This window comes from Streptomyces olivochromogenes, from assembly GCF_001514115.1.
GTDB lineage: Bacteria > Actinomycetota > Actinomycetes > Streptomycetales > Streptomycetaceae > Streptomyces > Streptomyces olivochromogenes.
The window spans coordinates 1-12,509 of the sequence record NZ_KQ948490.1 but is presented as its reverse complement, the minus strand read 5'-3'; the positions used below and the strand labels follow the sequence as shown (position 1 = coordinate 12,509).

Sequence of the window (12,509 nt, the reverse complement as noted above, 5' to 3'; positions counted from 1 at the left end):
GGGCGTCTCCGTCCTCTCTTGCCGCTGGGTGGGGTTGCGGAGGGCGCGTCAGGGGACGTTGACGAACGCCAGAACGGCCTCGCCGTCGCACCGGCCCGAGTCGGCGTCCCAGTAGCGGAAGGCGGTCTCGGCGTGGAGGAACGGGCGGCCGTCTGCCGGGGCGCGCCGGGTGACGGACCGGAATTCCATCTCCCCGGAGAACGCACGGGGGTTGACGGGTCGCCGGAAGTTGGAGGTGAAGCGGGCGATCAGGATGTCCGGGAGCTGGTGCTTCCAGAAGTCGTCCAGCGTCCAGGATGCGAACCCTGTCCCCATCCCTTCCTTCACGGATTTGGCGACGAGGTAATACATCATCTGGTTGTAGCAAATGTTCACCTCGACGGAATTCAGGTGCCCGGTGTCGTCGATGTAGCACGACTCGGGAATCGCGAATTCGCAGCGGGCGACGGCTCGTCCGGCGTCGCTCTCGGTCACGACGGCCGAGCGCAGGTATGTGCAGTGGTCCTTGTAGGGCACCAGAACCTGCGCCAACAGGTCCTCGTCCGTGGGGTGCCGGGCCATGGAGGGGGCCGTCATGCCGCCTTGATCCCGTCGTGGAGCTTGCGCTCGTCGTGCACGGTGACGCGGTAGGAGACGGTCGGCTCGGGGGTGGTCGTGTGCCGGGCGCGGTGGATGAGGCTGCGGTTGTCCCAGACCAGCAGGTCGCCCTGTTCGAAACTCTGCAGGTGGATGTTGTCGTGCTCGAAGGTCTCGTCGAGCTGGCCGGTGGCCTCGAACAGGCGCCCCAGCAGCTCCTCGTCGAGCGGCTCGCCGTCCTGGTCCTCGATGCCGACGGTGAAGCCCTCACTGATGTAGAGGACCGTCTCCCCGGTCATGGGGTGGGTGAACGTGGTCGGCTGGAGGACGGCCGGGGTCTTCCGCTCGACCTCTTCGATGATCTCGGAGATCGGCCGGTAGACGTCGTGGGGCCGGATCTTGAAGTACTTGCGCACCGAGTGCCGGCAGTTCGTTCCGCCGATCAACTTCTTGAGTTCCTCGGGCAGCCTGCCGTACGCCCGCCCCATGTCGATGAAATACGTGCCGCGGTTCTTCTCGGGAATGACCTGGGGGTAGATCAGGGTGATTCCGAAGGGGTCCGGCATGAACTGGTAGTCGGCGTGCCAGAACTTGCCGGTCTTCGGTACGCCTATCTGCTTTCCGTTCTCCGGCACGTTGGACGAGACGAATATCTCCGTGACCTCCGGGTGGTGGTACATCGGCTCGTAGTAGGTCTCCGGGCGCCCCAGCCGCTTGCCGAGTTCGAGGAACTCCTGGGGAGAGAGGTCCTGGCCCTTCAGGACGGCGATCTTCTTGGTGTAGACGGTGCTTTTGAGCGCGTCGATGTCGGCGGCCGAGGCGGTGGCGTGGTCGAAGCCCTCGACCGTCGCTCCGATCGCGGTGCCGGGCTGTTCACTGATCCGCATGGGTGTTGCCTTTCGTGGGGTGGGGAGGGGAGAGCGGAGGAGGTCAGGGGGCCGCTCGACGGGCGTCGACGAGTCCGGCGAGGTCGCCGAGGGTGAGGTCGGGCCGGAGTTCGTCGTCGCCGACGGCCACACCGAGGTCGCGCTCGATGCGGATGCTGATCTCGACCATCGTCAGCGAGTCGACGTCCAGTTCGGCGAAGGTCGCTTCGGGGCTGATCCGGTCGGCCGAGGCGTCGTGCAGCCTCGCGAGGATCTCGACCAGCTGGTCGTAGGTGGTGCTCATGACGTCGTCCGTTCTCCTTGGTCGTACAGGAGGGCCCATTGGTCGTACAGATGGGTCGGTTGCTCCTGCGGATGGGCCGGTTGTTCGTACAGATGGGCCGACGCGGGGAGCGTGGGCCAGGTCAGGAGGCAGGAACCCCAGGTGAGTCCGCCTCCGAAGGCGGTGAGGAGAAGCCGGTCGCCGGGCCGGAGCGCCTGGCGGGCAGCCGCGTCGGCCAGGGCGAGCGGGATGGACGCGGCGCCCGTGTTGCCGACGGACTCGACATGGGTCACGCACCGCTCGCGAGGGAGACCGAGGTCGTCGGCCACCGAGTGCAGGATCCGCAGATTGGCCTGGTGGGGTACGAAGTGGTCGACGTCGTCGATCTTCCAGCCGGCCCGGGACAGCGTGGCGCGCGCCGACTCGGCCATGCGCGTCAGGGCGTGCCGGTAGACCTCCTTGCCCCGCATGGCGAAGTGCCGGTCCTGGCGGCTGGGTTCGCCCGGTCGGGAGCGCTGCCGGGAGCCGCCGGCCGCGACCATGATGAGGTCTTCGTGGGCACCGTCGCTGCCGAGGTCGAAGTGGCCGACCGCGCCGGGCTCGTCGGGGTGTCCGGCGCGCAGGACGACGGCTCCAGCACCGTCGCCGAAGATGATCGCGTTGGCCCGGTCGAGGGGATCCACGATCGTGGAGTAGGTGTCCGCCCCGATGAGCAGGACCCGTTCGGCCACGCCGGCCGCGATGAGCCCGGCGGCCGAGGCGAGGCCGTAGACGAACCCGGTGCACACGGCGCCGATGTCGAAGGCGGCCGTCCCCGTCAGACCGAGCCGTGCGGCGACCGCGGGCGCGGTGGCCGGGCAGTTGTGGTCCGGGGTCGTCGTGGCGACGACGACGGCGTCGACCCTCTCCGTCGCGGCGGCGGCGAGTGCCCGGCGGCCGGCTTCGACGGCCAGGTCGGACGTCGACTGTCCGGGGTCGACGACGTGCCGTCGGCGGATCCCGGTCCGGGTGCGGATCCATGCGTCGTCGGTGTCGAGCCTTCGCGCGAGGTGCTCGTTGGTCACCACACGGGACGGCACCCATCCGGCCAGCCCGCACAGGACGGCGGCCGGAGGAGCGTAAGGACCGGCGGCGGTAGGGGACATGGGGATTCTCCTGGCATGACGGAGGACGGACCGGAGGTCCGGACACGGGAATAGGGGCGAAGGGAGTTGTCTAAGGACTGGTGCTGGTGGCCCTGCGAAGGGCGAGCAGTGCGAGCGCGCCGCAGCCGATGCCGCCCGCTATCGCGAACACGGCGGTACGGATGCCGTCGAGGAGCCCTGGCCCGGAGGCGTTCTGCCCGACGCCACCGGCGAGCGCGACCAGTACGGCGAGGCCGACCGCGCCGCCCACCTGCAGGGTGGTCGACGCCAGTCCCGAGGCGACGCCCTGGTCACCGGGGGCCACCCCGGCGGACGCGGCGATCCACATCCCCGTCCAGGCGGCTCCCTGGCCGAGGCCCAGCAGCACGATTCCCGGCAGGAGACTGGGATACGAGCCGTCCGAGGTGAGGGCCAGGCCGAGTGCCGCGGCTCCGGCGGCGCCCAGCGTCATACCGCCGATCAGCATGCGGCGCATACCGAAGGCGGACACGGCCCGTTCGCCGGCCTGCGTACCGACGGCCACCACCACGGCGGGCACGAGGAACGCGAGCCCGGTCGCGACCGCGCGGTACCCGTGGACCGTCTGGAAGTAGAGCGTCAGGAAGTACGGCACCGAACTGAACGTCGCGCTGAACAGGGCGGTCACCCCCATCGCCGCGAGCAGGCCGCGGTGGGCGAACAGCCGTGCCGGTACGAGCGGATCACGGGACCGCCGCTCCACGACGGCGAAGAGCGTCAGCAGGCAGACCGACAGCACCGCGCTCGCCAGGGCCGTGGGCGTGTCCCAGCCCTCCGCGGGGGCCTGCACCAGCAGGAACACCAGAAGCGTGATCCCGCCCGTCGCGGTCAGCGCTCCCGCCACGTCGAAGTGCCGTGAGCGGTCCCACGGGCCGTCCGCGGGGAAGAGCAACCGCCCCGCCACCGCGAGGGCTCCCGCCACGGGCACGTTGACGAAGAACACCGACGGCCAGCCGAACGCCTCGACCAGGACCCCGCCGAGCAGGGATCCGAAGCAGAGCCCGCCGGCTCCCGCGGCACCCCACACCGCCAGGGCCCGGTTCCGGTCGGGCCCTTCGTCGTACAGGGTGGTGATCAGGGACAGCGTCGCCGGGAACAGCAGGGAGCCGCCGATGCCTTGGACCGCTCTGACGGCGACCAGGACGCCGGGCGTCTGCGCCAGGCCGCCCACGAGGGACGACCCGGCGTACAGCAGCGCCGCGACGACGAACATCCGACGCCGGCCGAGCAGGTCGGCGGCCCGGCCGCCCAGCAGCAGGAAGCCTCCGGTGGCCACGACGTAGGCGCTCACCACCCACTGCAGGTCGTGGTCGGAGAATCCCAGCCCGGCGCCGATGTCGGGCAGGGCGACGTACACGATGTTGTAGTCGAGCGAGATGACGAGCTGACCCGACGCCAGAACAAGCAGAGGAAGTCCGATCGACTTTCGGAGCGGACCCTTGGCCGACTCTGTCGTGGACATCATCGATCACCCCCCTCGGGATCACAGTATTCGGAATTCCTACGGAATGAATTTCCGGCAGACCGACGGTTTTTCGTCACCGTAGCAGCCCGATTCAGACTTGGGAATGGGCGACTTCTCGACACTCATTGCGCATTCAATGAATATCGGGGCAGCATTGGGAACCGGCAGTCGGAAACTGCCGGATCGGAGAGAACAGGGAATTCTCGAAACGAATTCTTTACCCCCTCGTCACTCCTCCCCCATGAGCCGACGGATCTCGGTGATGAGGGCGATCAGCGCCCGGCGCTCCGGAACCGTGGTTTCCGGATGCCAGAGGTCGATGAGCAGGCAGGTCCGTGGGCGGGTGCCCGCGTTGCGTGCCTCGTGCTCGAAGGAGTAGTCGAAGAGCAGGCATTTGCCCTCTTCCCAGGAACGCGTCTCCCCGGCGACCGTGATGCTGCACCCGTCGGGGATGTCCACCGCGAGATGCAGGTTGATGCTGAAGTTCCAAAGGTCGCAATGGGGTTCGATGACGGCGCCCGGCAACAGGGTGGAGAAATGACACTCCAGGAGAGGGCATATTCTGCCCGTGTCGACGGCGACGTCTTTCAGTACCTGATACGCGGTGGGAGCCGTGGTGGCCGACTCCTCGTCGAGACTTCCTTTACGGAAGAGATAGAGGGCCTGCCAGTCCTCCTGGCGTTTCAGATAGTGCTCGTAGTCCGAGAAAACCTCCCGCCGTCCCGCCCATGCGGCCTTCAGCTCCTTCTTGATCGTCTGATGACTGGCCTCCAGTTCATGGACGACGGGGGCCAGTTCCGGGTAGGCGTACGGGTCGTGCCAGGGAGTGGGAGAGAGCCCCGGCATGATCCACTTGGCTGCCTTCTGCAGCGGATGCCGTTCGCTTCCGCCCGGCTCCAGCATCTGCTCGACCCGAGTGATCGATTCCGTACCGAACTCGGCTCTGACTGCGGCGAAGGCGTTCTCTATCTCGGGTGTCATGCGGTTCTCCGGAGTTCGAGGGCCCGGTCACACGGAAGCGGTCGACGTCCGGAGCGCCGTTCCCCGGTGCTCGAACTCCACGATCGCTGCAGCAGACGTCTGCGTTCCACGTGTGCCGAACCACCTTCGCCCGAAGTTCCGCGCTTCGACCTGCCGACCTCGCACGGTGGTCAGCGGGTGTTGAGCTGCGCTGTCGAACTAGTAGTCGGTCGCGAGTGGGCTCGAGTTCCCGCGTTCTCCGGGCCAATTTCCCTCGCGTTGGCGGCACTTGACGACGCTTGGCGACACTGGATGACATGTGAGGACACGCCACCGCGGTCTCGGTCGGCTACCGGCGTGGTCGCGCACCGACGTGCCCGATCCCCGGATGACCTGACGGACAGGTAGTCGCGCCGACGGACCGCGGAGTTCCCGCGTTCGCGCCGTGTTGTGATCACCCGCGGCTGCGAAAGCGCCCGCGGACCTGCGCCGCGCCGCGGCCTCCGCGGTGCGCCGGCCGCCGTGGCCCCGAGACCGCCGAATCCACCAGCAGGTGGAGCGGCCCACTCAGCACCAGCCCCGCGGCACGGCCCACCAGGGCTCCGGGGGCACCCGCCACGCCGAAACCCAGCCAGGCGTAACCGCCCGCCGACACGGGCAGGGTGGCAGTACCCAGGGGCCAGGCCCTGCCGATCCCCGTCCAGCGGTGTTCGGCCCGGGCGGCCTCCTGTTCCCACGGCCGACCCCGCGGTGCCCCTTCCCTCGGCTCTCGCGCGTCAGCTCGGCGAGTGCCGGGAACCAGCAGGGAGCGCGCCCCGACCTCTGACGTATGGAGCCGAGAAGCCTGATGCGTGCGATGCGGCCGACGCGCAACACGCCGTTCGCCAACCTCTTACGGGCCGTCGCGCCGCCGTTGGGCGCCTCCTGCGGCGCGCTGGCCCTTCTGGTGGCGTACACGGCGACCGGCGCGGCAGGCGATCCGCCGCCCAGGATCACGGTCGTCGACGCGCGCATCATCGCGGCACCCGCGGGCTCGGACTCCACCGCCGCGTACTTCGAGATCCGCAACACCGGCCGGTCGAAGGACACGCTGCTGTACGCGGACTCACCCGAACTGGGCGTCAGCATCCTGCGCCGTACCGTGCGCCGCACCGGGACAGGGCGTACGGATCCCGTGTGGGCCGTCGACGTTCCGGCGGGCGGCACCGTACGTATGGCGCCGGGAGGAATCGGGGTCGTGATCCTGGATCCCCCCGCGCTGAAAGCCGGGCAGAAGGTGCCCTACCTCTTGTGGTTCCGTCAGAGCGGGAAGGTCGCCGTCCGGGCGAGCGTGACCGAAGGCGTGAGGTGAACCTCGGCGGTCAGGGCCGGCCGGATGCCGGGAAGGGTGCTGGTGTCCCCCACTCGCGGTGGACACCGGCACCCTCTTCGTCACGCGGCGACGGCGGCGGGAACGCGCGGCTCCTCGGCCTCGCCGAGCAGTTCGACGAGCGTCGCCCGGGCTCGTGCCACCCGCGAGCGGATCGTCCCGATGGGACAACCGCTGGCCTCGGCGGCCTCCTCGTAAGGAAGCCCCGTCAGCTGGGTGAGGACGAACGCCTCACGGCGCTCGGGGGGCAGCGAGTCCAGCAGGTCGAGCAGCGCCACACCGTCGTCGAAACCGGGCAGACCGCTGGGCTGGGCCCGCTCGGCCCACATCGTCCAGTCGTCCGTGTCGGCCATCCGGGGCCGCGTGGCGGCGTATCGCCAGCTGTCGACCACCGTGCGACGCGCGATGGACAGCAGCCACGTACGCGCCGACGAGCGCCCCTCGAACCGGTGCAGGCTGCCGAGCGCCCGCAGGAACGTGTCCTGCGTCAGATCATCGGCGAGCTGACGGTCGGAGGAGAGGTACGTGATGTAGCGGACGACGTCGGGATGCAGGGCCCGCACGAATCGGTCGACGGCGTCGGGGTCACCGGAGCGGGCGGCGAGGGCCCAGGCGGTGGCCGGATCGTCGGGCGATTCGTGCGGGCCGGGCTGATCCGCCGCCTTGTGCCCCGCGTCGCGCTCCGGGCGCGAAGCGGGGCAGACAGGAGTGATCACCTGATGTCCTTCTCGGTTGTCCGGGATTCCGGCACGACGGCACGACAGCGCGACGGCACGCGCGAGCGCGCGCCGGTACGCCGAGCGTGAGTTCACCGCTGCGGAAACGTCCCGGGACGGGGGTGGGATGGGGCCGTACGACGTGAACGGCCCGTGCCCGAAGCCCTGGCGCCGACGACGCGGCGCCCATGGGGACGGCTTCGGGAAACCAGCTGTCTCAGGCGACAGCGATCCCGGCCGGAGGCCCCCGAGAAATGATCGTGTGCGCGAGCGGCAGCCGCGGCACCCGCTCCGAACGTTCGCGCGTCGGCCGCAGGCGCGGTCGGCGCGGCGGGGCGGGCAGAGCGAGCGACAGCCGCAGCGGAGCCGCGAGCCATCCCGCGACGGCCCGCAGCACACGGAACGCGGCCCTCTCGCCGTAGGCCAGCCACAGCCCGCTCAGCACAGCGGCCAGGGCGTGGGCGGCGAGCATGCCGAACGACGACGTGCCGCCCACGCCGTGAGCCAGCTGGCCGAGGTGCTCGGCGTGCTCTGAACTCCCTGTGGACACGGGCCCCATGGAGCCCATGTCCATCGCGTCCATGGACGTGGAGCCCATGGACATCCCACTCATGGCGTGCGCGACGGAGCCCGTGCCGGCGCCCGATGCCGCCGACTGCGCCAGCGAGAAGGCCGAGTGGAGCGCCCCCTGCGCGACGACCGCGGCGGGCACCACCAGCGCGAGCCCGCGCTCACGGCCCGCCAGACACCAGCCGACGCCGGTCGTGGCGGCGAACCCGGCGGCCATCGTCCACCAGGGCACGGTGGAGCCCGACATCAGTACGTGACCGAGGGCGGCGAGCAGCACGCAGACGGCCGCGAACACCGCGGCCCGCACCGTGCGCGCACCCCACCCAGCAGTCATGACGGCCTCATCCTCGCATCCGGGCTTCGCTCGTCACGGGTGGGTACGCACAGCACCCGGACCCGCCACTCACCCTGAAGAGAGTGATACAGGACACAGCGCCCCACCGGAACTCGGCGGGCGGTCGGGCCGACCTCTAAGGGTGAGGAGTCATGTGCCGTCCTGGCCCGGACGGACCACCACAGCCAGGGTCTTCACAGCCCCGCCGCGTGCGAAATGCAAGGTGAACGAGACGAGATCACCGTCCTGCCAGCCCGCTTTGGCCGGGACCGTCACATCAAGCCCGTAGGGGGACATGGCGAGGCTGCCACCCGCCGGGACGGCGACCGACGCCACCGTCTGCGCGGAGGCCGACCGGGCGCTGGTCATGCGATGGCGGCTGAAGGTGCCGGCTCCGTCGACCGCGCGGGACGTCACCTTCAGCAACCGGTCCGCCGAGCCGCCGCTGTTGGTGATCCGGAAGAAGGCCGCCGTGTCCGGGGCGTCGCCGTAGGGCAGGTACACCCGGCCTCCGGTGACCGCGATGCGCGCCGGGCTGCCCGCGTTGCCGTACGCGGTCCACGTGCTCAGACCGCCGAGCGCCAGGCCGCACACGGCGACGGGCGCGAGCGCGGCGAGCAGGGTGTCGGTGAGCCGACGGTGTGTCGGACGCCAAAGCTGTTGTCCGGTCATCGGGTACGCCTCCGGGCGGGTGAGGGCTGCCGGCCGCGCAACCGCAGGCTGTTGCCGACCACCAGCACCGAGCTGGCGGACATGGCCGCGGCCGCGAGCATGGGGTTGAGCAGGCCGACCAGGGCGAGCGGCACGGTCACGACGTTGTAGCCGAAGGCCCAGACGAGGTTGACGCGGATGGTGCCCAGGGTGCGCCGGGCCAGCAGGACTGCGTCCGCGAGGGCCTCGATGTCGCCGCGTACGAGGGTCACGTCGGCGGCCCCGATGGCCACGTCGGTGCCGGTGCCCATGGCGATCCCGAGGTCGGCGCCGGCCAGCGCGGCGGCGTCGTTCACGCCGTCGCCGATCACCGCGACCCGGTAGCCCTGCTCCTGCAACTCCCGTACGAGCTCGGCCTTGTCCTCGGGCGTGCAGCGGGCGTGCACCTCGTCGATGCCCAGGTCCGCGGCAACGGCCAGGGCGGGCGCCTCGCGGTCGCCGGTGGCGAGCACGGGCCGCACGCCGAGCCGCCGCAGCCGGTCGACGGCCCGGTAGCTTCCGGGGCGTACGACGTCCCCGACCTCGATCAGCGCCTCGGCCACCCCGTCCACACGGACCAGTACAGGCGTGTGCGCGGCGGCCTCCGCCACCGGCAGGGCAGCCGCGAGCGCGACGGGCAACTCGCCGTCCGGAGTGAGGACTTCGACCAGCCGTCCCTCGACCCGGCCGCGCACTCCCCGCCCCGGCAGGGCACTGAACCCGCTCACGTCCGGCAACCGCTGCTCGCGCAACTCCCGCCGGGCGTAGGCGGCGACGGCCCGGCCGAGCGGGTGTTCCGAGCCCTGCTCGACTCCCCCCGCCAGCCGCAGTACCGCGTCGCGGCCGAGCCCGTCCGGTACGGCGGTGACCCGGGCGACGCTCATGTGGCCGGTGGTGAGCGTGCCGGTCTTGTCGAGGACGACGGCGTCGAGGTGCTGAAGCCCCTCCAGCGCCTGCGGGCCGGTGACGAGGACACCCAACTGGGCACCGCGGCCGGTCGCGGCCATCAGCGCGGTCGGCGTCGCGAGGCCCAGCGCGCACGGGCACGCCACGACCAGGACGGCCACGCACGCGGTGATCGCCGCCTGTGGATCGGCCCCGGCGCCCAGCCAGAACCCGAGCGCGGTGACGGCCAGCGCCAGCACCACGGGCACGAAGACACCGGCCACCGAGTCGGCCAGCCGTTGGGCGCGCGCCTTGCCCGCCTGCGCCTCGGTGACCAGACGGGTGATGCGGGCGAGCTGAGTGTCGGCACCGACGGCCGTGGCCCGTACGAGCAGCAGCCCACCGGCGTTGACGGCCCCGCCGACCACGGCCGAGCCCGGCCCGACCTCGGCCGGCTCGCTCTCGCCGGTGACCAGGGAGAGGTCCACGGCCGAACTGCCCTCCACCACCTGTCCGTCGGTGGCGACCCGCTCGCCCGGCCGTACGACGAAGACCTGACCCTCCTCCAACTCCTCGATGGGAACGAGCCGTTCGCAATCGCCGTCCCGTACCGAGACCTCCTTGGCGGCGAGTTCGGCCAGTGATCGCAGCGCAGCCCCGGTACCGCGTCGGGCCCGCGCCTCCAGGAACCGTCCTGCCAGTACGAACAGCGGTACGCCGACGGCGGCTTCGAGATAGATGTGCGCGACGCCGTCCGAGGCGGCGGGAACGAGGCTGAACGGCATCCGCATCCCGGGATCACCGGCGCCCCCGAGGAAGAGCGCGTACGCCGACCATGCGAAGGACGCCACCACGCCCAGCGACACCAGCGTGTCCATGGTCGCCGCCGAGTGCCGCAGCCCTCGTACCGCCCGCACGTGGAAGGGCCAGGCGCCCCATACCGCGACCGGCGCGGCCAGCATGAAACACAGCCACTGCCAGTGGCGGAACTGCAGCGCGGGCACCATCGAGAGCACGAGCACCGGCATCGCGAGCATCGCGGTGACCAGCAGCCGGTCGCGCTCCTGCCGCGCTTCCTCGGTCTCCCGCCCGCCCTCACGCGGCTGCTGCTTCTTGGGCGGCTCGGGGAGCGCTGCCGTGTAGCCGGCCTTCTCGACCGTCGCCACGAGTTGTCCGACGTCGACCTCCGCCGGATGGCTCACGCGAGCCCGCCCGGTGGCCAGGTTCACGGTCGCCGTCACTCCGTCGAGCTTGCCGAGCTTCTTCTCGACACGGTTCACGCACGCGGCGCAGGTCATGCCGCCGACGGTCAGATCGGTCGTCACCAGGGTGCTCACCGGTTCGGCTCTCATCAGCCGTGTCCCCCCTGCATGGTGCCCATGTCGTCCACGCCTCCGTCTCCGCCTCCGCCACCGTTGCCGCCGTCACGGCTCGTGCCGCTGCCGTGCATGCCGGGTGCGACAGGACCGGCGCCGGTACCCACGGCGTAGGACACCGTGAAGATCAGGGCCAGCAGCAGGAGGAAGCCGCAGAGCGCGGGCGGGGGCGCCGCTTTCCGCAGGGCCGTACCCGCGCCGGTCAGGGAGGATTGCCGGGACTCGTCCATCAACCGTGTCTCCAGGTCACGTCGGACGGCGTCGGTCGGATCGCGCCGTACCGGTTCAGTAGTCGGATCGGCCACGGGCCGGGTTCCGGAGGAGATGTGTGGCGCGCGTCACCCGAGGACCGACGGCGACCGCGGTGCGGTGGTCACCGCGATGGTGCGTTCGACGACGTGGTCACGTCGCTGGTGCTGCACTACCTGGAGGACTGGGGTCGACACTGTCCGAGTTGCGGCGCGTGCTCAGGCCCGGCGGCCGCCTGATCGCGTCGGCGGAACACCCTTTCGTGACCTACCCGTTTCAGGAGTTCTCTCGGTGTCCTTCTTCTGTAGTGGGACGTTGTGCAGGGGGAGGATGAGCGTCGTCGTGCATCGGTTCTCCAGGGGTGCGGTGGTGTGGCTCTTCGTTGCGATGCGAGGAGCGAGGTATACGTGCGTATCCGGTAGAGGCGCCGTCCGGGGAGCGGTACTGGACCGTGCTGGACGATGAGTTGGAGGTGGTGGTCGGAGCCGACCGGTTCCTGAGAAGCGCGCGGTTCGGGTTGGATGGTGGCTGGCGGAGAGGTGCCCCGATGGGTCCTGGGAGTGATCTACGAGCTGGCTGAGTCACGGGACCTGCCCATCGAAGTGCCGGGCGAGGACGCCACGTTGAGGTACCGGCTCCGGGCGATGCACCGACTTCACGACCCTGAGAATGCAGTTGACCGGGCCTCGGACGAGGAAGTCGTGGCGCTGTTCCGGGCATGCTCTTCGGCTCGTGACAGGCTGATCATTCTGTTGCCGGCCAGGGCGGCGCTACGCCGAAGCGAGGCAGCGGGCCCACGCCGCAGTGACCTGCACCTCTTGGCCGATAACAGGAGCCTGGGCTGTTCAGTCGCGGCGGCTCACCTGCACGTGATCCGTCGGCAGAACTGCACCCGAGCGTCGGCGAACGTCAGGCATGTGCGGCCGCAGCAGACAGCGAACTACCTTCTGGTGATTCTGTTTCGCTCGCCGGTCGGCTCGCCCCTGCGCCCGGGCGCCGTGAATGAG

General features: G+C 70.3%; 12 protein-coding genes and 2 pseudogenes. 3 read left to right on the top strand and 11 right to left on the bottom strand.

Annotation, left to right across the window (positions count from 1 at the left end; translation table 11 throughout):
- Positions 1 to 48: 48 nt before the first annotated feature.
- The 6 genes from scoD to AQJ27_RS48615 form a co-directional block, all read right to left on the bottom strand.
- Positions 49 to 576: a (2E)-enoyl-ACP glycyltransferase gene (gene scoD, locus AQJ27_RS48640; protein WP_067384888.1), complete on the bottom strand. Its 528-nt coding sequence runs from the start codon at positions 574 to 576 to the stop codon at positions 49 to 51.
- Positions 573 to 1,463 (bottom strand): (3R)-3-[(carboxymethyl)amino]fatty acid oxygenase/decarboxylase, encoded by an 891-nt coding sequence (gene scoE, locus AQJ27_RS48635; RefSeq protein ID WP_079065885.1) that lies wholly within the window; start codon positions 1,461 to 1,463, stop codon positions 573 to 575. Before scoE ends, scoD begins: the two co-directional genes overlap by 4 nt.
- A 43-nt stretch (positions 1,464 to 1,506) precedes the next feature.
- Positions 1,507 to 1,746, bottom strand: a complete 240-nt coding sequence (locus AQJ27_RS48630) for an acyl carrier protein (protein ID WP_067384885.1) — start codon at positions 1,744 to 1,746, stop codon at positions 1,507 to 1,509.
- Complete coding sequence (locus AQJ27_RS48625) at positions 1,743 to 2,870, bottom strand: beta-ketoacyl-ACP synthase III (RefSeq protein WP_067384882.1); 1,128 nt, start codon at positions 2,868 to 2,870, stop codon at positions 1,743 to 1,745. Before AQJ27_RS48625 ends, AQJ27_RS48630 begins: the two co-directional genes overlap by 4 nt.
- A 70-nt stretch (positions 2,871 to 2,940) precedes the next feature.
- The gene (locus AQJ27_RS48620; RefSeq protein ID WP_067385006.1) at positions 2,941 to 4,350 is read right to left on the bottom strand and encodes an MFS transporter; all 1,410 of its coding nucleotides are present in this window, start codon (positions 4,348 to 4,350) and stop codon (positions 2,941 to 2,943) included.
- 231 nt (positions 4,351 to 4,581) lie between these two features.
- Positions 4,582 to 5,334, bottom strand: a complete 753-nt coding sequence (locus AQJ27_RS48615) for an aspartyl/asparaginyl beta-hydroxylase domain-containing protein (RefSeq protein ID WP_067384878.1) — start codon at positions 5,332 to 5,334, stop codon at positions 4,582 to 4,584.
- Positions 5,335 to 6,160: 826 nt separating this feature from the next.
- Between AQJ27_RS48615 and AQJ27_RS48610 the strand changes: the two genes are divergently transcribed.
- The gene (locus AQJ27_RS48610) at positions 6,161 to 6,664 is read left to right on the top strand and encodes a copper chaperone PCu(A)C (RefSeq protein ID WP_235613988.1); all 504 of its coding nucleotides are present in this window, start codon (positions 6,161 to 6,163) and stop codon (positions 6,662 to 6,664) included.
- Between the two features lie 80 nt (positions 6,665 to 6,744).
- On the opposite strand, the gene AQJ27_RS48605 is transcribed toward AQJ27_RS48610, so the two are convergent.
- The 5 genes from AQJ27_RS48605 to AQJ27_RS48585 form a co-directional block, all read right to left on the bottom strand.
- Positions 6,745 to 7,398: a sigma-70 family RNA polymerase sigma factor gene (locus AQJ27_RS48605; RefSeq protein WP_067384872.1), complete on the bottom strand. Its 654-nt coding sequence runs from the start codon at positions 7,396 to 7,398 to the stop codon at positions 6,745 to 6,747.
- A 217-nt stretch (positions 7,399 to 7,615) separates the two neighbouring features.
- Entirely contained in the window at positions 7,616 to 8,302 is a 687-nt protein-coding gene (locus AQJ27_RS48600; RefSeq protein WP_067384869.1) for a hypothetical protein, read from the bottom strand.
- 150 nt (positions 8,303 to 8,452) lie between these two features.
- The gene (locus AQJ27_RS48595) at positions 8,453 to 8,974 is read right to left on the bottom strand and encodes a copper chaperone PCu(A)C (RefSeq protein ID WP_067384866.1); all 522 of its coding nucleotides are present in this window, start codon (positions 8,972 to 8,974) and stop codon (positions 8,453 to 8,455) included.
- Positions 8,971 to 11,229, bottom strand: coding sequence for a heavy metal translocating P-type ATPase (locus tag AQJ27_RS48590; protein ID WP_067384863.1), 2,259 nt, complete (start codon positions 11,227 to 11,229; stop codon positions 8,971 to 8,973). Before AQJ27_RS48590 ends, AQJ27_RS48595 begins: the two co-directional genes overlap by 4 nt.
- Positions 11,229 to 11,558 (bottom strand): hypothetical protein, encoded by a 330-nt coding sequence (locus tag AQJ27_RS48585; protein WP_425275294.1) that lies wholly within the window; start codon positions 11,556 to 11,558, stop codon positions 11,229 to 11,231. Before AQJ27_RS48585 ends, AQJ27_RS48590 begins: the two co-directional genes overlap by 1 nt.
- Before the next feature lie 75 nt (positions 11,559 to 11,633).
- On the opposite strand from AQJ27_RS48585, the pseudogene AQJ27_RS59850 reads away from it, so the two are divergent.
- Positions 11,634 to 11,785: pseudogene (locus AQJ27_RS59850) on the top strand (class I SAM-dependent methyltransferase); the annotation flags it as partial.
- A 277-nt stretch (positions 11,786 to 12,062) separates the two neighbouring features.
- Positions 12,063 to 12,509, top strand: a pseudogene (locus tag AQJ27_RS58195) (tyrosine-type recombinase/integrase); the annotation flags it as partial.